The organism is bacterium, from assembly GCA_024224155.1.
GTDB lineage: Bacteria > Acidobacteriota > Thermoanaerobaculia > Multivoradales > JAHEKO01 > CALZIK01.
Genome location: JAAENP010000299.1, coordinates 1 through 26,097, shown reverse-complemented (window position 1 = coordinate 26,097; position 26,097 = coordinate 1). Strand labels below are relative to the sequence as shown.

19 protein-coding genes are annotated in these 26,097 nt (G+C 64.7%); 10 read left to right on the top strand and 9 right to left on the bottom strand.

What is annotated here, in order from left to right; all coding sequences use genetic code 11:
* The coding region (locus GY769_15800) for a hypothetical protein (GenBank protein ID MCP4203382.1) at window positions 1-482 on the bottom strand (482 nt) is incomplete at its 3' end.
* A 268-nt stretch (window positions 483-750) separates the two neighbouring features.
* Here GY769_15800 and GY769_15795 point away from each other — a divergent pair.
* From GY769_15795 to GY769_15785, 3 genes are all read left to right on the top strand, one after another.
* Window positions 751-1,623, top strand: a complete 873-nt coding sequence (locus tag GY769_15795; protein MCP4203381.1) for an EamA family transporter — start codon at window positions 751-753, stop codon at window positions 1,621-1,623.
* Window positions 1,624-1,824: 201 nt separating this feature from the next.
* Window positions 1,825-3,741 (top strand): acyl-CoA dehydrogenase, encoded by a 1,917-nt coding sequence (locus GY769_15790; GenBank protein MCP4203380.1) that lies wholly within the window; start codon window positions 1,825-1,827, stop codon window positions 3,739-3,741.
* A 148-nt stretch (window positions 3,742-3,889) separates the two neighbouring features.
* Entirely contained in the window at window positions 3,890-4,183 is a 294-nt protein-coding gene (locus GY769_15785) for a GIY-YIG nuclease family protein (protein ID MCP4203379.1), read from the top strand.
* 63 nt (window positions 4,184-4,246) lie between these two features.
* Here GY769_15785 and GY769_15780 read toward each other — a convergent pair whose 3' ends face one another.
* From GY769_15780 to GY769_15760, 5 genes are all read right to left on the bottom strand, one after another.
* Window positions 4,247-6,115 (bottom strand): M1 family metallopeptidase, encoded by a 1,869-nt coding sequence (locus GY769_15780; GenBank protein ID MCP4203378.1) that lies wholly within the window; start codon window positions 6,113-6,115, stop codon window positions 4,247-4,249.
* Window positions 6,116-6,140: 25 nt separating this feature from the next.
* A complete protein-coding gene (locus GY769_15775) occupies window positions 6,141-7,493 on the bottom strand; it encodes an amidohydrolase family protein (protein MCP4203377.1) in 1,353 nt (450 codons plus the stop codon).
* A gap of 2 nt (window positions 7,494-7,495) precedes the next feature.
* Entirely contained in the window at window positions 7,496-8,977 is a 1,482-nt protein-coding gene (locus GY769_15770) for an amidohydrolase family protein (protein ID MCP4203376.1), read from the bottom strand.
* Window positions 8,974-10,572, bottom strand: a complete 1,599-nt coding sequence (locus GY769_15765) for an amidohydrolase family protein (GenBank protein ID MCP4203375.1) — start codon at window positions 10,570-10,572, stop codon at window positions 8,974-8,976. Before GY769_15765 ends, GY769_15770 begins: the two co-directional genes overlap by 4 nt.
* A 115-nt stretch (window positions 10,573-10,687) precedes the next feature.
* Window positions 10,688-11,710 (bottom strand): methyltransferase domain-containing protein, encoded by a 1,023-nt coding sequence (locus GY769_15760; GenBank protein MCP4203374.1) that lies wholly within the window; start codon window positions 11,708-11,710, stop codon window positions 10,688-10,690.
* A gap of 47 nt (window positions 11,711-11,757) precedes the next feature.
* Between GY769_15760 and rimO the strand changes: the two genes are divergently transcribed.
* From rimO to guaB, 7 genes are all read left to right on the top strand, one after another.
* Window positions 11,758-13,161, top strand: coding sequence for a 30S ribosomal protein S12 methylthiotransferase RimO (gene rimO, locus GY769_15755; GenBank protein MCP4203373.1), 1,404 nt, complete (start codon window positions 11,758-11,760; stop codon window positions 13,159-13,161).
* Window positions 13,158-14,135: a bifunctional riboflavin kinase/FAD synthetase gene (locus GY769_15750; GenBank protein ID MCP4203372.1), complete on the top strand. Its 978-nt coding sequence runs from the start codon at window positions 13,158-13,160 to the stop codon at window positions 14,133-14,135. The genes rimO and GY769_15750 overlap by 4 nt, the downstream gene beginning before the upstream one ends.
* 128 nt (window positions 14,136-14,263) lie before the next feature.
* The gene (gene trxA / locus GY769_15745; protein ID MCP4203371.1) at window positions 14,264-14,590 is read left to right on the top strand and encodes a thioredoxin; all 327 of its coding nucleotides are present in this window, start codon (window positions 14,264-14,266) and stop codon (window positions 14,588-14,590) included.
* A gap of 38 nt (window positions 14,591-14,628) precedes the next feature.
* Window positions 14,629-15,810, top strand: a complete 1,182-nt coding sequence (locus tag GY769_15740; GenBank protein ID MCP4203370.1) for an aminopeptidase P family protein — start codon at window positions 14,629-14,631, stop codon at window positions 15,808-15,810.
* A gap of 94 nt (window positions 15,811-15,904) precedes the next feature.
* Complete coding sequence (locus GY769_15735) at window positions 15,905-18,319, top strand: DUF87 domain-containing protein (protein ID MCP4203369.1); 2,415 nt, start codon at window positions 15,905-15,907, stop codon at window positions 18,317-18,319.
* A gap of 710 nt (window positions 18,320-19,029) precedes the next feature.
* On the top strand, window positions 19,030-20,058 hold the full coding sequence (locus GY769_15730) for a hypothetical protein (protein MCP4203368.1): 1,029 nt from the start codon (window positions 19,030-19,032) through the stop codon (window positions 20,056-20,058).
* 86 nt (window positions 20,059-20,144) lie between these two features.
* Window positions 20,145-21,632 (top strand): IMP dehydrogenase, encoded by a 1,488-nt coding sequence (guaB, locus tag GY769_15725; GenBank protein ID MCP4203367.1) that lies wholly within the window; start codon window positions 20,145-20,147, stop codon window positions 21,630-21,632.
* A 46-nt stretch (window positions 21,633-21,678) separates the two neighbouring features.
* Here guaB and GY769_15720 read toward each other — a convergent pair whose 3' ends face one another.
* From GY769_15720 to GY769_15710, 3 genes are all read right to left on the bottom strand, one after another.
* A complete protein-coding gene (locus GY769_15720; GenBank protein MCP4203366.1) occupies window positions 21,679-22,854 on the bottom strand; it encodes an FAD-dependent oxidoreductase in 1,176 nt (391 codons plus the stop codon).
* 55 nt (window positions 22,855-22,909) lie between these two features.
* Complete coding sequence (secA, locus tag GY769_15715; protein MCP4203365.1) at window positions 22,910-25,618, bottom strand: preprotein translocase subunit SecA; 2,709 nt, start codon at window positions 25,616-25,618, stop codon at window positions 22,910-22,912.
* An 83-nt stretch (window positions 25,619-25,701) separates the two neighbouring features.
* Window positions 25,702-26,097: M23 family metallopeptidase (locus tag GY769_15710; GenBank protein ID MCP4203364.1), on the bottom strand; the 396-nt coding region annotated here is incomplete at its 5' end.

Below are 26,097 nucleotides of genomic sequence, written 5' to 3'. Positions count from 1 at the left end.
GCGTTGCCATGGGGGTCGTGGCAGCTCGTGCAACCGAGCTCGGAAGCGGGAAAGCTGCCCCCTGGAGAGAGAGGGTGGCGTGAATCGGTAGCGAGGCCATATCCCGGAGCCACGATGCTGTGCCCCGCGGCTTCGCCGGGTATCGGATTCGTCGCTCCCTCCGGGCCGTCGTTGAGGTTGTCCTCGAAGAGGAACACAAAGTTGCCGCCACCCATCTCCGGCGAGGGAAAGAGGGGATCGTCGGCAAGCACGGCCCCGAGCTCGGTGGCATGACAGGAGAGACAGACGTCGCTGGCGCTGGGACCCTTGAGCAGAGCGCCAACGTCGCCGAAGCCGAGGGGGAATCCGTCCTGGCTGTCGTGCATGACATGGCAGCCGTCGCAGTTGGCGACCCCTCGTTCGTGAAAGGCGATGGCGGTGCTGGGCTGGCAGAGACAAGAGATGGCTGCAATCGCGGAGAGCAGCGGAAGGTATCTGCTCATGATGCTCTTCCCCTGGATCGGAGGCGCATGTCCGGGTCCCGTGTCACGGCCCGTCGAGACTGCCGGGATGGACGCGGCCTGTCAAGATACCCGCGGGACCGATCCTTAGAGGAAGACATCATCACCCGGGCGGCGAGCCCATCGGGGAAGAAGGTCCGCCAGGCGGGGCTCGCGCTTCGTTTGAACTGTTGGGTTATCGACGCCAGCGTCTCGATTGACTATCTTCGGCAGACCTGATGAAGCTCTTTCGCGAACGAACCCCATCCGAGTGACGCAGAGACCGCTAATCGCCGGCGCGATCGGTCTTTTGGTCCTGATCTGGGGCAGCACTTGGGCCGTGATCCGCCTGGGCCTGGAGGGAATTCCGCCGTTTGCCGGCGTCGCTCTGCGATTCACGCTCGCGGCCGCGATTCTGTTCGTACTCGGTCGGATCCTCAGAGTGCCCGTTCAGCGGGGGGCACGCCTCCACGGCATTTGGACGGTGCAGACCGTCTTCTCATTCTGCATCTCGTACGGAGTGGTCTATTGGGCGGAGCAGTGGGTCCCCTCGGGCCTGGCCTCGATTGTTTTCGCGACCATGCCGTTGTGGGTTGCACTGTTTGCGCACTGGAGGCTGCCGAACGAGCCTTTACGCATGGCCCAAACGCTGGGTGTCGTAGCGGGCTTTCTCGGAGTCGTCGTGATCTTCTCGGACGACCTGACGCTGGCGGCGCGCAGCGAGGTTCTCGTTCCGGCGCTCGTGCTCTTCGCCTCTCCGATCGCGGCCGCCATCGCCCACGTCTACGTCAAGAAGTGGGGGAGCGGGGTTCATCCGATGAATGTCATCACGGTGCCGATGCTGCTCACCGGGGTCGTGATGGCAGGCCTATCGTTAGTCGTCGAGTCCGACCGGTCCTTCGCGTTCGATCTGCAAGCGGTCGGGGCTCTGCTCTACCTGGCGATCCTCGGGTCGGTAGTCACGTTCACCATGTACTACTGGGTCCTGGAGCGGATTGCCGCGACGCGGCTTTCTCTGATTACCCTGGCGATTCCGGTGGTCGCGGTTTTGGTGGGCACCCTCCTTCTGGATGAACCGTTCTCGACGCGAACCGGAGTGGGCGCGGCGCTAGTACTTGTTGGTGTTGGCTTAGCGAGTCGCTAGAAGGGTTCGACACCCTTCGCTTCGCTCGAGGGCCAGCGGAGGTCGCCCGCTACCCGGGGCGGCGGGATTCTGCGGCAGCTCTTGCCGCGTCGCGACGACTCGGCTTGACTTCGCACCGCACCGCGGCAATAATCACGGAGGTTTACTGAGCGGTAAAGTGCCCCGCGGGGAATCGGGACTACTAAAGAAAGGGAGAATCCGATGAGCGAGCAGAAGGTACGAGACGTCTCAGAAGAAGAGGCGATCAAGGTCGCCGAGGCCGCGCGCCAGGAAGAATGGCTCCAGCCCAGCTTCATGAAAGAGATGTTCCTGGGCAGGTTTCGCTTCGACCTGATCCATCCGTTTCCCCTCGCCGGAGAAGACCGACCGGAGTTTGCCGCCTTCTACAACGCCCTGGTGGAGCTCATCGAGAGCGAGATCGATCCGGCCGAGATTGACCGGACCGGCGAGTACCCGGAGCACGTTGTCGACGGTCTGCGCAAGCTCGGTGCCTTCGGCATGAAGATCCCGAAGAAGTACGGCGGGTTGGGCTTCACCAATCGTGAATACCAGCGGGTGATGCACCTGATGGGCAGCGTCGACGGCAACCTAGCCGCGTTGCTCTCGGCTCATCAGTCGATCGGCGTTCCGCAGCCCTTGAAGCTCTTCGGAACCGACGAGATCAAGGCCAAGTACTTGCCGCGGTGCGCCAAGGGCGAGATCTCGGCCTTCGCCTTGACCGAGCCGGATGTCGGATCCGACCCTGCCCGTATGGGCACGACCGCCGAGAAGACTCCGGAAGGCGACTACATCCTCAACGGCACCAAGCTGTGGTGCACCAACGGCACCCTGGCGAAGCTGCTCGTGGTCATGGCCCAGCAGCCCGACATCGACAAGATCAGCGCGTTTGTGGTCGAGACCGACTGGGAGGGCGTCGAGGTGGTCACCCGCTGTCATTTCATGGGTCTCAAGGCCCTGGCCAATGCGGTCATCAGGTTCGACAACGTGCGAATTCCGGCCGAGAACCTGATCGGCAAGGAAGGGCGGGGCTTGAAGATCGCTCTCTCGACGCTCAACGACGGCCGGCTCTCGATTCCCAACGGCTCGGTGGGCACGGCCAAGTCCTGCATCGAGATCTGCCGGCGCTGGGCAAAGAGCCGGGTGCAGTGGGGCAAGCCGATCGGCAAGCATGAGGCGATCGCGCACAAGATCGCCGACATGACCGCGACCACCTTCGCCATGCAGTCGATCGCCGATCTCGCAACCGAGATGGCCGACGCCGGCGACCGCGACCTGCGGCTCGAGGCGGCCGCCTGCAAGGAGTGGAACTCTTTTCAGACCTGGCGTTTGATCGACGAGGCCATGCAGATTCGGGGCGGGCGTGGCTACGAGACCGAGGCCTCACTCGCCAATCGCGGTGAAGAGCCGATCGGGGTGGAGCGCATGATGCGCGACTATCGGATCAACAAGATCTTCGAGGGCTCGAGCGAGATCATGCACCTGCTCATGGCCCGCGAAGCGGTGGACAAGCACCTGCAGGTCGCGGGAGCTCTGATCGATCCGAAGCAGCCTCTCGGCGCCAAGCTCGGGGCCCTGGTCAAGAGCGGTCTTTTCTATCTGGGCTGGTATCCGACGCGCTGGCTGGGTTGGAGCCTGTGGCCGAAGTACGCGAGCTTTGGGCGCAACTCCAAGCACCTGCGCTTCGTCGACCGCAAAGCGCGGAAGCTGGCCCGGGAGATCTTCCACGGCATGACCGTCCACCAGGCGCGGATGCAGAACAAGCAGGGTTTCCTGTTCAGAGTAGTCGACATCGCCAACGAGCTGTTTGCGATCGCGGCCTCGGTCTCGAGGGCGGAGGCTCTGAAAGCGGCGGGCTCCTCGGACGCAGAGCATGCGGCGACGCTGGCTGACATGTTCGGCCGGATCTCCCGGCGCAAGGTCAAGCGGCTCTTCCAGGATCTGTGGCACAACGACGACGTCATGCAGTACAAGCTCGGCGTCAAGGTCATGGAGGGTGAGCACCGCTGGATCGAGTCGGGCGTGATCGGGGTGGAGAGGATGCTGTCGCGGGAAATGGGTCGGTTGGTGGCCGAATCGGCGGCCGGCGCGGCGGACGCCGAGACGGCAGGCGTGGTCTAGGATCGGCCTGAACAGGCGGTGGAGACGGAGCTCGGCGGGGTCTAGGATCGGCAGTTCACGCGACTCTCTCGCGCCCAGTCATTCTGAGCGAAGCGAAGAATCTAGTCCCTTCCGCCAGAACGTCTGCGTCGAGCGCGTCCACTGGGGTGTGGCCAGACGGTTCTTTGTTTACATCCTCGCAAGCCGCTCACGAACGCTTTACGTGGGTGTGACCTCGAACCCAAGGCAGAGAATGCTGGCGCATAGACGTGGAGAGGGTTCTGAGTTCACGAAGCGATACCACATTCACCACCTGGTGCGGCTAGAGGGATTCGCACGGGTTCGTGATGCGCTGCTACGCGAGAAGCAGATCAAGGGCTGGCTGCGTTCAAAGAAGCTGCGGTTGATCGAGGAGCAGAACCCGGAGTGGCGAGATCTCTCGTGGGACTTGTGGAGTATTTGAGAGCGAAGACCGAACCGATGGGATTCTTCGCTGCGCTCAGAATGACAAGGCTGTGGAGCGATGCTATCCAGCCTCTTGCCAGTCCAGGATCTCGTCGAGGGTATTGCTCGAGACCGAATGGTATCCGCTGCGGGCTTCGGCATAGACGCCGTGGGCCCACGCGAGGTCCTCGGGCGTCTCGGCCAGCGCCGTGTAGAGCGGCTTGAGGAACTTGCGGCGCCCGACTTGGAGGAGGAAACCACGAAGCGCGGGATAGGCCTCTTCGTGCCCAGCGGCAATAGCCCGTTCGAACCAGGCGCTCTGGATCTCGGAGTTGCCCGACGAGTTGAAGCCGAAGACGGAGTCCAGGTTACCGAGCTGAACGGCGGTGATGGCCTCGGGAAGGCTGCGCAGGAAGTGCAGCCAGTGATGGGTCGTCCAATCGTCGGTCTCGAGGTCGCCGGCATCGGCTCCCCCGGCGAAGGCCGCGATCTGTTCTTCGACGCGTTGGAACTCGGCTGACTCGGTGGCCGGCGCGTTCATCGGAAGACCGGGACCGTAGATCCAGGCCTCGAGGTCGAGGGAGTCCGCAAGGCCTGGCTGGTCGGCTAGGAGGTTCTCGTTCAGGTAGCGGACGAAGGTCTCGGTATCCAGAGACTTGAAGGAGAAGTGACCGAAATAGCCGCGCAAGAACTCGTCGAAGTACTCGCGACCGACCGCGGTCTCGAGCGTGGTCAGGAAGGCCGCGCCCTTTTCGTAGGCGATGTCGGTCATGCCGTCGTCCGGATCGCGCCCGGCAAGCGCGAGCTTCAAGTGCGCGTCCGGCGAGCTCGGATCGAATTCCTCGAAGGCGGTTTCAAGGTCTTGCCGGCCGAGAACCGCGAGCATCTGCGCGTACTCGACTCCATAGAGCTCTTCCATGAGCCGGTAGGTGATGTAGGTGGTCGTACCCTCATTGAGCCAGAAATCGTCCCAGGTGGCGTTGGTGACCAGGTTCCCGGACCATGAGTGCGCCAACTCGTGGGCTACCAGCGCGACCAGGGAGCGGTCGCCGGCGATGATGGTCGGAGTGGCGAAGGTGAGTCTCGGGTTCTCCATGCCCCCGAACGGGAAGCTCGGCGGCAGAACCAGCAGGTCGTAACGGCCCCAGTCATAGGGACCGTAGAGTCTCTCCGCTGCCGTCATCATGGCCGGCACATCCGCGAACTCCCAGGCGGCGGCCTCGACCACCGTGGGTTCGGCGTAGACTCCCGCGCGGTCGTCGATCGGCCGGAACTCGAGATCGCCGGCCGCAACCGCCAGCAGGTAGGAAGGGATCGCCTGCGGCATCTCGAAGTGATAGAGGCCGTCCTCGGAGCGCTCGGTCGGGTTCTCGGCGCTCATCACGGCCATCAGGTCGGAGGGCACGCTCAAAGTGGCGGAGTAGGTCATCCGTACGCCCGGCGTGTCCTGGCAGGGCACCCAGGTGCGCGCCAGAATGGCTTGAGATTGGCTCAAGAGGAAGGGTTTACCGCTGGCGGTCTGCTCGGGCGTGAGCCACTGCAGCGCGCCGGCCTTCGGGCTGGTCGCGTAGGTGATTCGAACCGTGCTGGAGTCAGGGGGCAGCTCGACACGGAGAGCTCGGCCGAGGTAAGGCTCTTCGTCCCCGAGGTTGAAGACGGCATCTTGCTCGCCCTCGGAGGTCCTGACGACAACGGACGAGATTTCGAGGTCACGCGTATCGAAGACGATCTCCTCGACGCCTGGGGCTACGTCGATGTCATAGGCTGCCGTGCCGGTGAGCGTGTGGCTGCCGAAGTTCACGTCGAGATCCAGGTCGAGATGCCGGACGACAGCCTCCTCAGGCCGGCTGTAGGAATGCGGGTCCGCCGCTCTCGAGCCCTTCTCGGAGGTGTCGCGGGCCGAGTCATCCGGGCGTCGGCAGGATGCCGTCAGCCCGATCAAGCACGTCATGGCGACCAGGGCGAACGCGATCGACTTAGCCTTTGCCTTGCTCACGGATTCCCTCCACATCAGGTGATCTTTCGTCCCTCGGCTGAGGGCGATTGTCGTATTTGCGGTACAGACGCTTTTGCCGATCGAGCGAGAAGTCGATCTCGTCTCCCGCGATCCAGGCGCGCAGTATTCGGGTCTTCACTTCGAGCGGGTCACCGCTGGTGGCGATGAAGGTCGCATCCTTGCCGACCTCGAGAGAGCCGACTCGGTCTTGGATGCCGAGGAACTCGGCCGCACTGAGGGTGACGCTGCGCAACGCGACCTCTTTCGGCAGGCCGAAGGCCGCCGCCATGGCGGCGTGAAATGGCAGATTGCGCACGTGTGGAGCGCGGAAGCCGCCGCCGCCGTCGCCGATACAGAACTCGACGCCGGCGTCATGGAGCCTCTTGGCCGCCGTGAAGGGTGTGTCGTAGGGTTCCCAATCCCGCTCCGGGAGCTTGTGAACTCCGTTGAGGAGCACCCGGACATCGCTTTCGGCGAGCCGGTCGGCCAGGTAGACGGCATCGGGCCCGGTCACCAGGACGATGTTCGACAGCTCCTGTTCATCGGCCCAATCGAGGGCGCTCTCGATCTGGGTGCGCTCGTCCGCATAGAGAAAGAGCGGCATCTCGCCCGCGAGCATCGGGCCGAGCGCGGCGAGCTTGGCGTCGTGAGTGGGCGCGGGCGCTGAACCTTCGGCCGCTGCGGCCACGGCCTTGGCATAGGCCCGGGCGTCTTTCAGTGTGTCGTTGATGGTCTTGAGGGTCTCTTCCTTCTTCTTCTTGACCTCGTCCTCGGACGGCGGCTTCGGCACGCGGAAGCTGGGCGCCGGCGGCCGGAGATCGGGGTACTCGACGTGCATGCCGACCGACGACGACATGGTCATGTCTTCCCAGTTCCAGCCCTCGAGCCGGACCGCCGCAGAGGTGCCTCGAAAGATGCCCCCGGTCGGGACCACGTGCGCGGTCAGGATTCCGCCGGACATGGCCACGGGCAGCAGCTCGGAGTCGGCGTTGAAGGCCACCTCGGCCCGGATGTCGGCGTTGACTTCACCGATCTCCGTGTAGTCTCGGGTTCCCCGAACGCTGTTGATCTCGGTGAGTCCGAGAACGCTCAGCGGGTGCACGAAGCCGGGGTAGAGATGGAGACCGGCGAGATCGACGACGGCGGCATCCGACGGGATCTCGAGATCCGTTCCGATCCCGGCGATCTTGCCGTCCTCGACCAGGAGCGTGGCGCTTTCCATGGCGGCGCTCGACACCGGATGCACGGTCACGCCGACGTAGGCCGTGGCGGCGGCATGGCCGACCGTGGAGACGAAGAGCGAGCCGAAGATCAGAGCGAGTGTTCTTCTCATCTTCATCGCTCCATCTTCTCGTGCGGCCAGGCAACCGGCGTGGTTGGAGTTCTGGGTGGTGTCTCGGCCGGGATCTCCCCCTCGTCGTCAGGACCGGTGGCCTCTTCGTCTTCCGGTTTTTCTTTGAAGGACCGAGCCCTCGCCAGCAATGCGCTTCTTTCTGCGGCGACCGCCTCGCGGCGTGCCAGGTCCTCGGCTCGATCGAAGTATTTGCGGCCGTCCACCCAGGTCTGCTCGACGATCGAGTAGCTCGACAGAGGGTCGCCACTCCAGATGACGAAGTCGGCGTCTTTGCCGGTTTCGAGCGAACCCACCCGGTCCTCGATGCCGAGCTGGATCGCCGGATTGAGGGTGACGAACTTGAGCGCCTCTTCCTCGGGAACACCTCCGTAGCGGACCGCCTTGGCGGCCTCGAGGTTCATCCTCCTGGCCAGCTCCGACGAATCGGAGTTGAATGAGACCACGACATTGCGATCCCACATGATCGCGCCGTTGTAGGGGATCGCGTCGATGACCTCGTATTTGTAGGCCCACCAGTCACTGAAGGTCGAGGCGCCGGCTCCGTGGGCGGCGATCTCGTCGGCGACCTTGTAGCCCTCGAGGACGTGCTGGTAGCACTTGACATGGAAGCCGAAGTCTTCGGCGATCCGCATGAGCATGATGATCTCGTCGGCTCGGTAGGAATGAGACTGAATGCCGCGTTTGCCCTCGAGGACCTCGATGAGGGCTTCGAGCTGGAGGTCCCGCCTGGGGGGTACGCGGCGACGGTCCGGCGAGGCTCTGTGCTCGTTCCATTCCCGGCGGTAGTCGAGCGCCGCGGTGAACCGCTCTCGAATCGATTGCTCGACGCCTGCTCGAGTCTGCGGGTACCGCCTCTCCTGGACGTTCCAGTTGCTCTGCTTCGGATTCTCGCCCAGCGCGAACTTGATACCCCGGTAGGCGCCGTCGAGGAGAAGCTCCTCCGGTGGCTGGCCCCAGCGCAGCTTGATGGTCGCGGTCTGGCCGCCGATCGAATTGGCCGAGCCGTGCATGAGATTGGCGGTGGTGAGACCTCCCGCCAGTTGCCGGTAGAGATCGACCGCGTGGGCGTCGATCACGTCCTGTATCCGGACCTCGGCCGTGGTGATGTTGGTGCCCTCGTTGACTCCGCCAGTAATGGCGACGTGGGAGTGCGCGTCGATCAGACCCGGTGTGACGTGCTTGCCGTCGGCGCCGATTTCGATCGCGCCGGCCGGAGCACTCAGACCCACGCCGACCGCGCTGACCCTGCCGCCGCGAATCAGCAGGTCCGCGTTCTCGAGGCGGCCATCGGGTCCGCTGGTCCAGATCGTGGCGTTTCGTACGACGGTCGCTTCGGGCTGCTCGGGCAGGTCGTTTCGCCACGCGGACGGATCGCCCAGGGTCTCGCCCGGAGCGGGGGAGACGCTCGCTATCCAGAGTGTCGCGAGGGCCAGACCGGCCAAGAACTGTCTTGCGAGCTTCATCGAGTGACCTCCGTCGGTTCGGTTGATCGCGTTCCCTTGATCGTGAACGACCCGGTCGGGGAGGTCCCGTGACCCGTGCCGCTGTCGCCCTTGATGTCTAGGTGAAACTCGATATCTCCCGGGGTTCCGTGGGCCGTGCCGTCGAAAACGACTTCGAGCCGCTCTCCCGAGACCTCGGCCCTGGACAGTGGGATCCGATTCCCCTCGGGATCTGTCACCGTGCCCGAGAGATTCTTGGCGTTGCCCTCGAGGATCATGACCGCCGGCAGCGTGTCGCTGTCGCCGGTGGTCATCGTCAACTCCCAGGTGCCGGCCGGTTCGATCGCCGGCGGCTTCGAGTCCTTGACCTCGAAGCGCCGCCCGTCGACCCACACTTCTCTGAGGCTGGGCTTCTCGGCGAAAAGCTCGCCCTCGGCGAGGACCAGGTTGGCCATCTTGCCGACCTCGACGGTTCCGGCGCGATCGTCGATGCCAAGGAGCCTGGCGGGGGTGGTGGTCAACGCCGCCAGCGCTTCGTCGGAGCTCAGTCCGCCTCGATCGATGGCGAGGTAGAGGTTTTTGAGCACGTCTCCGGGTGCCTCGAGGCGGTGGCTGGTGATGGCGACCGTATTGCCGGCGTCCAGAAGTGCTTTCGGATTCCGCGGCGCTCGGTCCCAGTGGCGCAGGTCCTCGAGAGAAAGGACGAGATCGTCCTCTTCGGGCACGTTGGGGACCTGAGGGAAGTCGAGTGGCACGATCAGCGGCACGCCGATGACGCTGATCTCGTCCAGCCAGCGGTATTCGTCGCCACTGCCGACGAGGTGCGCCCGGAGTCCGAACTCCCGGATCAAGCTGGCGCTGCGAAGTGCGCCGAGCGCGTCCTCGCCCTCGATGACGACCAGCTCTCGGCCGTTGGCGACATCCGCCAGGTCGGCGAAGGCGGAGTTCATGGGTGGCCGCTTCTGTGCCGGCTCGGCGTCGTAGGAGGCCCAGGCCCTTTCGTGCCAACGGGCGTCGAGCAGGGTCTGCCGAAGAAGAGCGATGCTACCCATGAGGGAGCTCGGATAACCCTTGCCGCGGGCTTTCCGGGCGAAGGTGACGTTCTGGGCGTGCTCGTCGCGCAGGAGGTTCTGGTTGACTCCACCGTCGCCGAGGTTGACGACCGCGCTGTGGCCGCGGAGGAGCCCCTCCTGAGGAGCGACGGCGACGGTCGTGAACCCGGCGCCGCGCAGCTTCTCGGTCGTGGCGCTGTCGAGGCCGTGAAGCGCCATCCGGCGCTCGGGCCGCACCAGCGAGTTGTCGTGGGCGCCGTCGCGGATCTCGCCTTCACTCTGCGGCCACTTGCTCTCGACGTAGGCGTCGATCAAGCCGGGATAGACGGTCAGCTCCGCCCGCTCGAGAACGCGAGCGTCGGCGGGGGGCGTGATCTCGGCCCCTACCGCCTCGATCACTCCGTCACGCAGTACGACCGTGCCCTTCTCGATCACCTGCCCCGGCGCCACGACGATGCGAACCTCGGTGAGGGCGAAAACTTCGGGGCCCCCGGCCCGGGCCGGAGGGGTCGCGGCGAGCAAGCCGAGCGCTAATGCTCCGAAAAGAAACTGTCTCAGTTGCATCGGCAGTAAGCCTCCTGGCTCGGGGATCGGCATCGTTGAGATCGGTTGAGATCGAAGAAGCGGGCGTGGAATCCGGGCTGGGATGCTAGCAGCTCAGGGAACCGTATTCACGCTGCTAGCGGCCCAGCAGGACTTGGGTGAGACACCACTCCTGGCCCTCGCGGTAGCCGTACATCGCCTGTTGGGCCAAGAGAGCATGGCGCCAGGCCCGTAGCGTCCGCCTTGGCCGAGGCTCCTCGGCGGTCTCGAGAATCGAGAGCAGCTCGGCCGAGTGCGCTTCCAGGCGCTCGATCCAGGCCCGAGCGGTGCGCTCGTAGTGCTCGCCACTCCACTCCCAGCGGGAGATCACCTTACAGTTCTTCTCCAGCTCGCCGAGGAGCTCCTCGCCCGGATACAGGGCTCCGTCGGGTGTTTCGGGGAGCATCCAGCCGTGCTCGTCGTCGGATCCAAAATGGTAGGAATCTCGCCAGTGGCATGCGACTTGAGCAAACAGGTGACCGCCCGGTGCCAGCCAGGACAGTAGGCGATCGAAGACTGGCACTGGACTGGCGGCCTGGGTGAGCGCCTCGACGGCGATCACTCGGTCGAAGGTCGCGGGCGCCGAGAAGTCCTTCAGAGTCGCCGCGGCCACGCGTGCGTCCACCGGACCGAGGGCGGAGGACGCACTGTCCAGCAGTTGCCTGCCATTGGCGTCGAGGGCCAGGAGCGTCACCTCGAGACCCGGGATCTCGGTTTCAGCCCAACGGGCCAGCGATCCGGGCAGAGCGCCGATCTCGAGCACCCGGAGACCGCTCTTCAAACCGGCGCGCTCGGCCACGCCCTTGCACCACTCGTCCTCGGCGCGATGGATGTCTTGGGCCCAGCGCGGCCAGAAGGCGGCTCCGGCGTGAAGGCGGGCGCCCAGCACCCGTCGCCAGAACTCGAGCGGCAGCTGAGACCGAGAGAGCCGGACCGGGCCCGAGGCGAAGCCGGGGTGGGCCGAGACCGATCGGAGCACGTCCCGGCGTCGCTGCACCGGATCCTGGCGCGGGTCCGAGCGAAGTCTCACGAGTCGTCGCCGCAGCGCGCGCTTGGCTCTCCAGCGAACCAGGGAGGCGGGGCAGGGGAAGCTCTCGAAGAGCGCACTCGTCAACGGCATCGATTTCAGTCTAGCCTGCCTTCACCCTGGTAAACTCTCGCGTCGCGATGTCCGCCTCGGGAAAGAACAAAAACGTCGGCATGATCAGCCTGGGCTGCCCAAAGAACCGGGTCGACAGCGAGATCATGCTGGGCGAGCTCCAGCGCCAGGGTTACGAGCTGGTCAACGACGTCGAACAGGCGGAAACCGTGATCGTCAACACCTGTGGCTTTATCGACGAGGCGAAGGAGGAGTCGATCGAGGCGATTCTCGAGGTCGCGAGCCGCAAGGGCGAAACCGACAGGCTTCTGGTGGCCGGATGCATGGTCAACCGTTACGGCGAAGAGCTGGCTGCCGAGATTCCGGAGATCGACGGTTTCATAGGGCTCGATGATCTGAGGTCGGTGGGCGGCCTGGTCGAGCTGGGAGGTGCCGGGCCGGCGCCTCCGGCGCCTTCCCACGCGGTCTTCGATCACACCGCGCCGCGACTTTTGACTACCCGCGGCTACGGCTATTTGAAGGTTGCGGAGGGCTGCGACAATCCCTGTGCATTTTGCGCGATTCCGCTCTGGCGAGGTCGTTTTCGGAGTCGGACGATCGAAAGCCTGGTGGCGGAGGCGCGCCGGCTCGAGGAAGACGGAGTCCTGGAGCTCTGCCTGGTTGCCCAGGATACGACTCGGTACGGTGAAGACATCGGTCTGCATCGACACGGAATGGTCCGGCTCGTCGAGGCGTTGCTCGAGAACACGGCGGTCCCCTGGATCCGTTTTCTCTATGCCTATCCGACGACTCTCGACGATGACCTGCTTCGCTTGATGGGCGCCGAAGAGCGTTTTGTCTCCTACGTCGACATGCCTTTGCAGCACTCGCACCCCGACATTCTGCGCTCGATGAAGCGCGGTGGCACCGCGGACCGCTATCTTCGCCAGCTCGAGACGGCACGCAAGTTGGCGTCGGACGTCTTCTTGCGCTCGACCTTCATTGTGGGATTTCCCGGTGAGAGCCGGGAGCACTTCGATCATCTCGTGCGCTTCGTCGAGGAAGCTCGTTTCGACCACCTCGGCGGTTTCGTGTTCAGCCCCGAAGAGGGAGCGCCGTCGGCCGGCATGGGGTCGCGAGTGCCCAGGTCGACGGCCCGGCAGCGGTATGCGAAGCTCCTGGAAGTCCAGCGACCCATCGCCTTGGAGCGCCGGCAGAGGTTGGTGGGAAAGACGCTGCGTGCGCTCATCGAGGGTCCCTGCTCGGAGACCGAACATCTGCTCGAGGGGCGCCACCACGGCATGGCTCCGGAGATCGACGGCAGGTTGTTGATCAACGATGGCTTGATCGAGCCGCCGGGGCTCGCCAACGTCGAAATCACCGAAGCCTTTGCCGACGATCTGGTCGGCCGGATCGTCGGCGAGCCGCGGCCGGTCCGACCGGGGGCGGCAGCGGCCGGACGCAGAGAGAATCCCACTTCACGGCAGGTATGAAGGTCTTCGACGACGCCTGGAACCGGAAGGACCTTCCGCGCGGGGCGGTGGCGACTGTCGGCAACTACGATGGTGTCCACCGCGGTCAGCGAGCGATACTCGAGAAGGTGGTGGCCCGCGGCCGAGAGCTGGAAGTGCCGGCCGCGGTCGTGACGTTCGCGCCGCACCCGGCGAAGGTGCTGTGGCCCGAACGGGCGCCTCGCTGTCTGACCACCCCGGATCAGAAGCAGCGCTTGCTCTCCGAGTGCGGAATCGATTTGGCGTTCTTGGTGCGCTTCGATGCCGAGTTCGCGCAGACTCCCGCCCGCGAGTTTGTCGAGCGATTCCTGCACGAGCGGCTCGACCTGCTCGAGATCTATGTCGGCTCGCGCTTCGTGTTCGGGCGGGGTCGAGAAGGCGATCTCGGACTCCTGCAGCGTTTGGGGGGAGACGACGACCGAGGATCCCATCCGGCGTGGGGCGTCGAAGAGGTCACGGCGGGCGGCTCGCCCATCTCCAGCACACGCATCAGGGAGGCGGTCGCCACCGGCCAGGTCGAGTTGGCCGCCTCGATGCTGGGTCGGCCCTACGAGATCACGGGCACGGTGGTTCACGGCTCCGGGAAGGGCCACGAGCTCGGCTGGCCGACGATCAACCTGGAGCACGATAATGAGCTGATCCCGGCGCATGGCGTCTATGTCAGCCGGGTTCGTCTCGAGGATGCCGGCGGCGAGCTTGTCGACCACCGCTCGGTAGCAAACGTCGGTGTCCGGCCGACGCTGCACGAGAACTCGCCGCCGACGGTAGAGTGCCATCTGCTCGATTTCGATGGCGACCTCTACGGCAGAGCCGTGCGCGTGGAGTTCCTGAAGCGACTGCGCGGCGAGCAGGTCTTCTCATCGCTCGAATCTCTACAGGCTCAGATCGAGAAGGATGTGTCAGCGGCCCGCCGGCACTTCACCAGAAACCGAGTCGGGAAGGTCTCGGTCGGGTAGGACCGCGCGGGCTGCCACGAGCCTCGGGCTGGAGTAGACTTCGAAGGCGGGAATTTGTCGCCCGCCGGAATGCGTTGAATCGACTAGCAGGCGCCCAAACATCGTCGGGCGCGGAAAGAGAGAACTCGATGGCATCAAATCAAATCGTCGAAATCACGGCGGAGAACTTCAACCAGGAAGTCAAGGACTCGGACAAGCCCGTACTCGTGGATTTTTGGGCCGAGTGGTGTGGGCCGTGTCGAATAGTCGCCCCCGTGCTCGATGAAATCGCCTCACAGAACGCCGACGTCAAGATCGCCAAGCTGAACGTCGACGAGAACCAGGACATCGCCGCGCAGTTCCAGGTTTCGAGCATTCCGACCTTCATTCTCTTCAAGAACGGCGAGGTCGCCGACCGCATGCTCGGGGCCATGCCGAAGTCGGCCTTCGAGGACTTCATCAACAGAAACGCCTAGCAGTCCGGGATTTGCGTCAGGGGCTTCTAGACGCCGGCTTGGAGAAGCTCGGCGCCGCGGCTCTGCTGGTGATTGCGGACTCGAGTCGCGATCCGGATCTGGCGGCCTTCGCCGGTTCGGCGCACCTGGGAAAGAGCTTCCTGCTCGCGCCCCGGGGCGGGCCTCCGGTCCTCGGCTATCTGGTCGACATGGAGCGCGACGAGGCCGCCGCGACCGGACTCGATCTCGTAACGCCCTCGGGCGAAGAAGCTCTGGAACTCAGGCGTAGCGGTGGCTCGGAGGTCGAGCTCTTGCTCGTGGCCCTGGCCTCCGCGCTGGAGCGAGTGGGGGTCGGCGAGGGCGTCCTTGCTTGGGCGGGCCACCCGCCGGCGGGCGAGACTCATGAGCTCGTGAGGGCGCTCGAGGGTCGCGGCTTCGGCTCTGCGAGCGGCCAGGCGCTGATGCGGGAGCTCCGCAAGTCGAAATCCGAAGCGGAAATCCGTGCCGTGCGCCGCGCGGCCGAGGGAACCTGCGCCGCCTTTCGTCGGACTGCCGAAATCCTGGCTCAGGCCGAATGGAGCGGTGACGCGCTCCTGCACGGGGGAGAGCCCTTGACCGCGGGCCGGCTGCGTCGTGAGATCGCGATCGTTCTGGCGGGTCACGGACTCGAACAGCCCGAGGGCAACATCGTCGCGGCGGGCGCCGACGCCGGCGTACCGCACACTCAGGGCGCCGACTCGAGAGAGCTCAGGGCCGGCGAGACGATTGTTATCGACCTGTATCCCAAGGGCCTCTTGTTCGCGGATTGCACCCGGACCTTCTGCGTTGGTGAACCGAGTGCGGCTGTCGCCAGCGCCCACGAGCAGTGCTCGAGAGCACTGTGGGCGGCGAGCGCGATGGCTTGCCCCGGTGTCTCGGGTGCGGATCTCCAGAATGAGGTCTGCCGGCTGTTCGAAGATGCGGGTCTTGCGACCGGCCGATCGCACCCGGGTACTCGGACCGGCTACGTGCACGGCCTCGGGCATGGCGTCGGCTACGAGCTGCACGAGCTGCCGTCGTTTAGAAAGAGCGTCGGCAGCACGGGAACTCTTGAGGTGGGGGACGTTTTCACGCTCGAGCCGGGTCTCTACGAGCCGGATCGAGGTTTCGGTGTGCGCCTCGAAGATCTTCTCGTGATGGGCGCGGACGGACCCGAAAAACTGACCCCTCTGCCATACGACCTGGATCCCAGGGCCTGGTGAGCCCGGGATTTGTTTTTTGGGGCTCGAGAGGGTACGTTTTTGATCTCGCCAGCGGGGAAGTCTCGGGAACGATGAGCCAGGAGAGAGGGTAAGCATGGAGCACTACGAGAAGTTGGGGGCTTTCTACCTCGGCAAGCACTACGACCTCGAAGAGAAGGAAGAGCAGGACGAGCTTCTGCTTTACGACTCGAAAGATCTCGTGACGCACGCCATGTGCGTCGGGATGACCGGAAGCGGCAAGACCGGACTGTGTGTCGGATTGCTCGAAGAAGCCGCGATGGACGGAATCCCGGCGATCGTCATCGACCCGAAGGGAGATCTCGGCAACCTGCTGCTCACCTTTCCCGACCTGGCGCCCGAGGATTTCCGGCCGTGGATCAACGAGGACGACGCTCTGCGCAAGGACCTATCTCCGGACGACTACGCGGCTCAGCAGGCGGAGCTCTGGCAGAAGGGCCTGGGTTGGTATGGCCAGACCGGCGAGCGGATTCGGCGCCTCAGGGATGCGGCCGAGTTCACGATCTATACGCCGGGTAGCGACGCCGGCCGGCCGATCTCGATCCTGTCGTCCTTTGCGGCGCCCTCGGAAGCGATTCGAAGCGAGGGCGACCTGCTGCGCGAGCGCGTTTCCACTACGGCCACGAGTTTGCTCGGCCTCCTGGGCATCGACGCCGATCCGATCCAGAGCCGCGAGCACATCCTGCTCTCGACCATCTTGAGTCAATCCTGGGCCGAAGGCCGGGGTCTCGATCTCAGCAGTCTGATCGGTTCGATCCAGAGCCCGCCGGTGGAGAAGGTCGGCGTAATGGATCTCGACTCGTTCTTTCCCTCGAAGGAGCGCTTCAAGTTCGCCATGCAGGTCAACAACCTGCTGGCCGCTCCGGGCTTCCAGGGTTGGATGGAGGGGGAGCCGCTCGACCTTCAGGAGATCCTTTACACGCCGCAGGGCAAACCCCGCATCGCGGTCTTTTCGATCGCGCATCTCTCGGACCCCGAGCGAATGTTCTTCGTGTCGCTGCTGCTCAACCAGACCCTGTCTTGGATGCGCTCGCGTGCCGGCACGACCAGCCTGCGAGCCCTTCTCTACATGGACGAGATCTTCGGCTACATGCCGCCGGTCGCCGAGCCGCCGTCCAAGAAGCCGCTGCTGACTCTCCTGAAGCAGGCGCGCGCTTTTGGTGTCGGCGTCGTGCTGGCGACGCAGAATCCGGTCGACCTCGACTACAAGGGGCTCTCCAACACCGGCACCTGGTTTATTGGGCGGCTCCAGACCGAACGCGACAAGGAGCGCGTGCTCGCCGGCCTCGAAGGCATTCAAAGCGGTGGGTCCGGGTTCGACCGCAAGACGATGGAGAAAGTGATCTCCGGCCTCGGCAAACGGGTGTTTCTGCTTCACAACGTCCACGAGGAAGGGCCGGTTCTCTTCCACACCCGCTGGGTGATGTCGTATCTGCGCGGTCCGTTGACTCGTGGGCAGATCAAACGCCTCATGGGCGAACGGAAGTCGGCGCTGCCGGCGGCGGCTTCGCCGACGACGCAGGCCGAGGCGGCTCCGTCTGCACCGGTCACCCCTGCCGCCGCGCGGGTTGCCCAGACGCCATCGCGACCCATGCTGCCGCCCGACCTGCCGCAGTACTGGGCTTCGGCTCCGGCGGCGCGCGGTAGCGACGTGCTCTACGAGGCGAAAGCGCTCGGGCTGGGCAAAGTGCACTATGTGCATCCGACCACTAAGAAGGAAGTCCATGCCGAGGAGATCGCGCTGAGCGTCGACCTCTATGACGGTCTGATCGATTTAGATTGGGACGAGGGCAGACCCGTCGAGGTCGGCGCGCGCGACCTCGAGCGCGGTGCCCCCGAAGCAGGTCGCTTCGGCGCGGTCCCAGATCCCGCCAAGAGCGCCAGGAGCTGGGCGAAGTGGAAGAAGGAGCTTTCCGACTATCTCTATCGCTCCAAGGGAATCGATCTTTTCAAGAGCGCGACCTACAAGATGACCTCTGAGCCGCTCGAGAGCGAACGGGACTTTCGCGTGCGACTCAAGGAGACGGCTCGGGAGCGCCGCGACGGGGAGAAAGAGAAGCTCCAGCAGAAGTACGAGACCAAGATCGACCGGCTCGAGGAGAAGCTGCGCAAGGCGCGGCAGATTCTCGAAAGGGAGGTCGAGCAAGCCAAGGGACAGAAGCTCCAGAACGCGATCTCGATGGGAGCGGCTCTGCTCTCAGCGGTCGCCGGCCGCAAGAAGTTCAGCATGTCGTCGCTCGGTCGAGCGACCACCGCCGCGCGCGGCTTCGGACGTTCGTCGAAGGAGAAAGAGGACGTCGGCCGGGCCCAGGAGAACATCGAGGCCATCACCGAGGACATCGAAGAGCTCAATCGAGAGCTCGAAGAAGAGCTCGAGGCGATCGAGGACAAGTTCGATCCCTTGACGGAAGAGCTCCAGCTCAAGTCGCTCAAGCCGCGGCGTGCCGACGTTGAGGTGGATCTGGTGGCGCTCGTGTGGATGCCGGATTAGCGCTCGGCTGACCAGCAGCTAAAGCGGTCGAGCTCCGCTTGCTCCTGAGCGAAGCGAAGAGTCTCTTACTGCCGCCATCGCGCCTCGGCGCCGATCGGCAGGCAATCCGCCAGGGGCCGCGCCCAAGGGCCGCTCGCCGGGACAGCTTCCAGGGGACGGTGCTCGCTGCTCGAACTGCGGATACCGGGCTCGCACCTGCGCGCCGCTGCGCGCAAACCGCTGGTGGTCTCCGAAGCCGTGTCCAGAGCGCTTGCGGCGAGCCCCCTGGAGAGCTGTCCCGGCGAATCGGCGTCCCCTCGCGGGTAGCGAGGCAAAGAGCCGCCCGCGATCTTGTCGGCGCGCGGCCGTTCGAGGCGATACGCGATTTCGGCGCGACCGCCATCCACTGGGCCGGGCTCGGATTTGCCGACGCGAAGCCGTTGCCGCTCCTCGACGGACCGGAGCCGTTTGAGGCGGTGCGAGCATCCGGGGTGGCAATTGGGGGGCGAGGCGAGGAGGAGCGATTTGCCCGCACCGCAGCGGCCTTTCTGGTTGAGCCGTTCATACTTGGAGGCGGTAGCGAGGAGACGCGCAAAGCGCCCGAGGCGAACCCTCCAAGAGCCCGCCGGATCGCGCAAGCCGAAAGGCGAAGTCCGTCGAGGAGCGGCAACGGCTAAAGGAGGCAACAGCGGCTCTCCAGAACCTCGACACCCCGGACGTCGTATCATCCGTTGATGTTCCTACGCCTGGCCATGCTCCTGGGGCTCATCCTGGTCGGGAGCTCCGGCCTTCAGGCCGCTCCGAGAAGCGACTTCCAACGCGGCATGGTCGTATCGTGCCCGCGGTGGGGACCGATCTGGGGTTCGCCCGCGATGGCCGAGAGTCTCGCCGAGCTCAAGCAGATCGGCGTCGACTCCGTGGCCATTCATCCCTATGGCTGGGTCAAGCGCAACGGCATCGTCAAGTTCCAGCCGGCCGCCGAGCTCGAGTTCCTCGGCGCGGCCGTCGAGCTGGCGCGTAAGGCCGGCGTTGATCTCTTCTGGAAGCCGCATCTCGGCTACTGGGGTGAGTTCGCGTGGCGAGGTGAGATCGAGTTCGGCCAAGACGAAGCCGCCTGGCGGAGGTTCTTCGCCGACTACGAGGCGTTCATCGTCGACCAGGCGCGGTTCGCCGCCTCCGCCGGACTCGACCTGTTCGCCGTCGGTGTCGAGCTCGAAGCCACGACTCATCGTGAAGAGGACTGGCGCAGGATCATTGCGAGTGTGCGCGAGGTGTTTCCGGGGACGGTCGTCTACGCTGCCAACTGGGACCGCCTCAAGAGGGTTCCCTTCTGGGACGCCGTCGACTGGATCGGCGTTCACGCCTACTTCCCGCTGAGCGAGGCAGAGGATCCCGATCGTGCCTTACTTCGCTCCGGATGGGAGCCTCCCCTGGCCGGGCTGCGCCGGCTTTCGCGAGCCGTGGGTAAGCCGGTTCTGATCGCGGAGATTGGCTACAACCTCAATCCGGCGGCCGCCCGTGAGCCCTGGCGGTACGAGAGCGAGGACTCGCCGGAGAGCCGGGCGTTGCGGACCCGGCTGATAGACGTTGCGATCGAGCGGATTGCATCCGAAGACTTCGTCCGCGGCATGTACTGGTGGAAGTGGATGCCGGGGCGCACGCACTTCCGGCGGAATTTCTCGATGCGCGACTCGGATGTCAAGCGAGTTCTGGCACGGCGCTGGGTGGAGCCGGCCGAGGCGGCCCTGACCGCTCGCTGAGCGCTCGACCGGCGCGGTCTGCCGAACTCCGCTCCCGCGGCGGGTTCTGATAATCTCGCCTGACTTCAGGGCGGGCCAGATACCGGATGACCGAGCCAAAGCGCGAATCCCCCACTCCGCCGCCCGTGGCCCTGACGTTCGACGACGTTCTGATCGTTCCGGGTTTCTCAGCGGTTCACCCGAACGACGTCGAGTTGAGGACCCGACTCTGCCGCGGCATCGACCTCAACATACCGATCGTCTCGGCGGCGATGGACACGGTCACCGAATCGCGCCTGGCCATCTCGGTCGCTCAGGAGGGTGGAGTGGGGGTGATTCACAAGAACTTCTCGGTCGAGGCGCAGGCCTCCGAGGTGGACAAGGTCAAGCGCAGTGAGGCCGGCATGATCGTGGATCCGGTGACGATGCGGCCCGGGCAGAGCATTCGAGACGCTCTGGAACGCATGGCGCACTACAAGATCTCGGGCCTGCCGGTCACCGATGCCGAAGGCAAGCTCGTCGGCATCCTGACCAACCGGGATCTGCGCTTCGAAAGGGACCTCGACCAGCGGATCGACAACGTCATGACCCGCGAGAACCTGGTCACGGTCCCCGAAGGTACGACCCTCGATGACGCCAAGGCGCTGCTGCACCGGCACAGGATCGAGAAGCTCCTGGTGGTCAACGGCGAAGGCGAGCTCAAGGGGCTGATCACGGTCAAGGACATCGAAAAGACCGAGAGGTTTCCGAATGCCTGCAAGGACGAGCTCGGGAGGCTGCGAGTCGGGGGCGCCGTCGGAGCGGGCGGGAGTTGCCTCGAGCGCGCGGCGGCCTTGATCGAGGCCAAGGTCGACTTTCTGGTGCTCGATTCCTCGCATGCGCATAGTAGGGGAGTGCTCGATGCGGTGGTCGCTCTGCGAGCGGCCCATCCGGAGACCAGGATCGTCGCCGGCAACGTGGCTACGGCCGAGGGAGCTCGGGCGTTGATCGACAGCGGTGCGGACGGCGTCAAGGTCGGCATTGGACCCGGCTCGATATGTACGACGCGCGTCGTCACCGGAGGGGGCATGCCTCAGGCCTCGGCGATCGTGGAGTGCGCGCAGGCCGCGGCCGAGCACGACATTCCGGTGATCGCGGACGGCGGGATCAAGTTCTCCGGCGACGTGGTCAAGGCGCTGGCGTGCGGCGCCCATTCGGTGATGATCGGCTCGCTCTTCGCGGGCACCGAAGAGAGCCCGGGCGAGACCATCCTTTATCAGGGCCGCTCGTACAAGGCCCACAGAGGCATGGGCTCGATTCCGGCCATGCGAGAGGGGAGCGCGGACCGGTACTTCCAGGATTCCAGCGACGAGCGCAGCAAGATGGTGCCCGAGGGAATCGAAGGGATGGTTCCCTTCAAGGGCAGCGTGCACCAGATGCTGACTCAGGTCGTCGGGGGCGTGCGCTCGGGAATGGGGCTGGCGGGCTGCGAGAATGTCCAGGGCCTCCGTTGCGAGAGCAAGCTGGTGCGAGTCACGGCCGCCGGTTTGAAGGAGAGCCACGCCCACGACGTGGTGATCACCAAGGAAGCGCCGAACTACTGGGTGGACCGGTAATCGGGGACACCATTCATGGTGTCCCTTCCCGACGCGTGAGGCCTGACTACAGGTCGTACTGCGACGCCGAAGAGCCGTCGAGGCCGGCGCCCGGTTTGAATCGATCCAGGTAGAACTCGCGCATGCCCTCGGCGCCATCGAGGACCATCCGAGCCAAGCGCTCCCCGAGCGCGGGAGCCAACTTGAAGCCGTGTCCGGAACCGCCTCCGAGGATCCAGGCATTCTCGATCTCCGGGTGGCGGTCCAGGATCAGGTGGCCGTCGGGGGTGTTCTGGTACTGACACACCCGAGCCTCGAGGAGAGGAGCCTCGGCCAGATCGGGCAGGCGCCGCTCGAGGAGTCGGCGCAGTCTGAGGAGGGCGCCGGGTGACGGCGCCCGGTCGCCATTGGTCGGATCGAAGGGCTCCCCCCTGTCGTCGTCGGCGATCTTGACGCCATGTCCGTCGAGACTCGGCAGGCCGTAGCACATGCGATCGGCAAAGTTGAGCCAGGCCGGGAACTCTGGAGGGCGGTAGCCGGGACCTGGCGGCGGCCCGAGGTAAAACTCCTCCTGGCGACTCACCCTGATCAGGTGCCCCAAGGTGTCGGGGAAGATCTCTCGAAGCCAGGGGCCGCACGCGAATACGTACTTGTCGGCTGCGAAATCAGGCAAGTCCGCGAGCCGGATCGATTGGATACGCCGTTGCTTCACCACGGGTGGCAGAACTCGCGCATTTCTGTAAACGCCACCGGTGTGGACGAAGAGGTCGCGCAACGCCCGCACCGAGACCCGCGCCGCGATGGTGCCGGCGCGAGGCTCGAAGAAGATCTTCTGGACATCGTCGAATCGAAACTGCGGGAATCGGGAGCGCGCCCGCGCCAGCTGGAGCTCCTCGAGCGCGAATCCATGGGCTTTCAGGTGTCTTTGGGCTGAAACGGCGTACGCATCGGACTCTCCAAAGAGCCACAGCAAACCGGTTTCTTCGTAGAGCTCCAGGCCCGTCTCGCGCTCGAGGTCGCTCCATTTCTCGAACGAACGAGCCACCAGCGGAACGTAGAAGCCGTCGGGACCGTAGGTCGCCCGGATGATCCGGCGCTCGCCGCTCGAGCTCGCGCGGAGGTTGCCTGGCCCCCAGGAGTCGATCAAGGTGACGTCGGCTCCGCGCTTCGCCAGCTCGAGAGCGGTCCAGCCGCCGAGCGCCCCCGCGCCGACAACCGCGATACTGCGTGGGGAACCTGCCATCGTGCCCCGAGCTAGCCGGAATCCTCGGAATCGATGAGCATTTGAGTCGGTGCGTCTAGCTCGCGGCCGCCTTGGTGGGCGCGCCACAGCACTTCTTGTATTTCTTGCCGGAACCGCAAGGGCAGGGTGCGTTGCGCCCGACCTTCTTGTCCGCCCGGACCACCGTCTTGGGCTTGGCCGGCGAGGCCGCCTTGGGCGGAGCCGAGAACTGGTAGCCACTCGCCGCGGGCCTCCGCTGCCTCGTGCGCTGCTGGGCCATCTGCTCCTCCGACACCGGCTCCAGCCGGAAGATGGTCTTGGTGGCGGTGTCCTCGATCCGCTCCTTCATCGCCTGGAACAGCTCGTAGCTCTCGCGCTTGTATTCCTGCTTGGGATCGCGCTGGCCATAGCCGCGCAGCCCGATGCCTTCCTTCAGGTGATCGAGGGCCAGCAGGTGATCCTTCCAGGCATGATCGACGATTCTGAGCAGGACATCGCGCTCGAACATGCGCATCAGGTCGGTGCCGAGGCGTTCTTCCTTGTCGACGTACTTCTTCTCAACTTCCGCCCAGAGCTCGTCTCTCATCTCGTCGATACCGAAGTTCTCGATGTCGAGATCGAGCTCCGCGACGTTGATGTTGAAGTAGGCGAGCATGTCGGTTGTGACTTCGGTGATGTTCCAATCGCGGGGATCGGCTTTTTCGGGGCAGTGGTTGTCGATGATGAAGTCGAGAATGTCCGAGGCGATCTTCAGAACGTAGTCGCGGCCCTCGCGTCCCTCCTGGACGTCTTTGCGCAGCTGGTAGATCGCCTCGCGCTGCTTGTTCATGACGTCGTCGTATTCGAGCAAGTGCTTGCGAATGTCGAAGTTGCGCCCTTCGACCTGTTTCTGCGCTCGCTCGATCGCCTTGGAGACCATCTTGTGCTCGATGGCCTCGCCCTCTTCCATGCCGAGCTTGCCCATCAGGCCCTGAACCCGATCGGAGCCGAAGATTCGCATCAGGTCGTCTTCCAGCGACAGGTAAAAGCGCGACGACCCAGGGTCGCCCTGACGCCCTGAACGCCCGCGAAGCTGGTTGTCGATCCGGCGCGACTCGTGGCGCTCGGTGCCGAGAATGTGAAGGCCCCCGGCCTCGAGAACCTTCTGGCGTTCCTCGGCGCAGGTCTGTTCGTAGCGGGCCATTGCCTCGCGGTGGTCGTCCGGCTCCGTCTCCGGGTCGGCCTCAGCCACGGCGAGGCCCGCGGCGTTGCCACCCAGGACGATATCGGTGCCACGGCCGGCCATATTGGTGGCGATGGTCACGGCTCCAACGCGGCCGGCCTGGGCCACGATACTTGCTTCCTTACCGTGGAACTTGGCGTTCAGAACCACATGCGGGATGCCCTTGCGCTTGAGCTTTCCGGATAGCATCTCGCTGTTTTCGATCGAGATCGTGCCCACTAGTGCCGGTTGCCCTTCCCGATGGCAATCGGCTATCTCGTCGACCACCGCGTCCCACTTCTCTGTGGCGGTGACGTAGACCAGATCGGCTCGATCGTCCCGGATCATGTCCTCATTTGTGGGGATCACGACCACGTCGAGCTTGTAGATCTCGCCCAGCTCGGTGGCCTCGGTCTCGGCGGTGCCGGTCATTCCGGAGAGCCGGTCGTACATCCGGAAGTAGTTCTGAAAAGTGATCGTGGCCAGAGTCTGGTTCTCGCGCTCGATGCGCACGCCTTCCTTGGCCTCGACGGCCTGGTGCAGTCCGTCCGACCAGCGCCGGCCGGGCATCATGCGACCGGTGAACTCGTCGACGATCACGACCTGGCCGTCTTTGATCAGGTAGTCGACGTCACGTCTGAACAGATTGTGGGCGCGCAGGCCCTGGTTGACGCCATGGATGAGCTCCATGTTCTCGATGTCGTAGAGGTTCTCGACACCGAGAAGGCCTTCGACCTTGGCGACTCCCTGGTCGGTCAGAGCGACGGTCTGAGCCTTCTCGTCGACCAGGAAATCTCCGCTCGTGGACTTGCTGCCGTCTTCGTGCTCGGTTTCTTCGCCACGTTGAAGCTTCGGGATGATCCGATCGATGCGGTAGTACTTGTCAACCGACTCTTCGGATGGGCCGGAGATGATCAGCGGTGTGCGTGCTTCGTCGACCAGGATCGAGTCGACCTCGTCGATGATCGCGTAGTTGTGTCCGCGCTGGACCATCGACGACAGATCGAACTTCATGTTGTCGCGCAGGTAGTCGAAGCCGAACTCGTTGTTGGTGCCGTAGGTGATGTCGGCTCGATAGGCCTCGCGGCGATCGGCGTCGGGCATGTTGGTCTGAATGATGCCCACCGAGAGGCCCAGGAATCGATAGACCGCGCTCATCCACTCGGCGTCGCGCCGGGCCAGGTAGTCGTTCACAGTGACCACATGGACGCCCTTGCCTTCAAGAGCATTGAGATACACCGGCAGGGTGGCGACAAGAGTCTTGCCCTCGCCGGTCTTCATCTCGGCGATCTTGCCCTGATGGAGAACGACACCGCCGATCAACTGGACGTCGAACGGACGCATCTTGAGTGACCGCCAGGCCGCCTCGCGGGCCACCGCGAAGGCTTCCACGAGCAGGTCGTCGAGGGTCTCTCCGTTCTCCAGACGCTCACGGAACTCGACCGTCTTGGCGGCGAGCTCCTGGTCGGAGAACGCCTGAATTGACGGCTCGAGGGCACTGATGGCCTCGACCGTCGGCATCATGGCCTTGATGTCGCGCTCGTGCTGGCTGCCGAATACTTTGGTGAGGACTCTGTTGATCATGGGAAAGACCGATTTCAGTCTAGCAAACGAAAACGCCGGGAACTTTCTTCCCGGCGTCGGATGGTTCGCTGAGGAGAGCCCGGCTACGAGGCGCGGTCGAGCATGTAGGCGATGGGGTTCACCGCTTTGCCGTCGATGCGGACTTCGTAGTGAAGGTGGTACCCGGTCGACTTGCCGCTGTTGCCCACGCGGCCGATCGAGTCGCCGCGACCCACCCTCTGGCCCGGTCTGACATCGATCCTCGAAAGGTGCCCGTAGCGAGTCGTGACGCCGTATCCGTGAGAAATGTAGACCGCGTTGCCCAGGCCACCGACTCTTCCGGCCTCGACGACGATTCCTTCCGCCGGGGCTTGCACCGTGCGGCCGGGGGCGGTCGCGATATCGATGCCTTGGTGCGCCGCCGGACGACCGGTCACCGGATCGCGCCGGCGACCGAAGCCGCTGGTCAAGATGCCCCTGACCGGCTCGATCGCCGGAGT

Bases quoted from the DNA above. Each gene is read 5' to 3' on its own strand.
- GY769_15720 (MCP4203366.1), bottom strand. From the start codon at position 22,854: ATGGCAGGTTCCCCACGCAGTATCGCGGTTGTCGGCGCGGGGGCGCTC.
- trxA (MCP4203371.1), top strand. From the start codon at position 14,264: ATGGCATCAAATCAAATCGTCGAAATCACGGCGGAGAACTTCAACCAG.
- GY769_15765 (MCP4203375.1), bottom strand. From the start codon at position 10,572: ATGCAACTGAGACAGTTTCTTTTCGGAGCATTAGCGCTCGGCTTGCTC.
- GY769_15780 (MCP4203378.1), bottom strand. From the start codon at position 6,115: ATGACGTGCTTGATCGGGCTGACGGCATCCTGCCGACGCCCGGATGAC.
- GY769_15790 (MCP4203380.1), top strand. From the start codon at position 1,825: ATGAGCGAGCAGAAGGTACGAGACGTCTCAGAAGAAGAGGCGATCAAG.
- secA (MCP4203365.1), bottom strand. From the start codon at position 25,618: ATGATCAACAGAGTCCTCACCAAAGTATTCGGCAGCCAGCACGAGCGC.
- GY769_15750 (MCP4203372.1), top strand. From the start codon at position 13,158: ATGAAGGTCTTCGACGACGCCTGGAACCGGAAGGACCTTCCGCGCGGG.
- GY769_15735 (MCP4203369.1), top strand. From the start codon at position 15,905: ATGGAGCACTACGAGAAGTTGGGGGCTTTCTACCTCGGCAAGCACTAC.
- rimO (MCP4203373.1), top strand. From the start codon at position 11,758: ATGTCCGCCTCGGGAAAGAACAAAAACGTCGGCATGATCAGCCTGGGC.
- guaB (MCP4203367.1), top strand. From the start codon at position 20,145: ATGACCGAGCCAAAGCGCGAATCCCCCACTCCGCCGCCCGTGGCCCTG.
- GY769_15770 (MCP4203376.1), bottom strand. From the start codon at position 8,977: ATGAAGCTCGCAAGACAGTTCTTGGCCGGTCTGGCCCTCGCGACACTC.
- GY769_15775 (MCP4203377.1), bottom strand. From the start codon at position 7,493: ATGAGAAGAACACTCGCTCTGATCTTCGGCTCGCTCTTCGTCTCCACG.
- GY769_15760 (MCP4203374.1), bottom strand. From the start codon at position 11,710: ATGCCGTTGACGAGTGCGCTCTTCGAGAGCTTCCCCTGCCCCGCCTCC.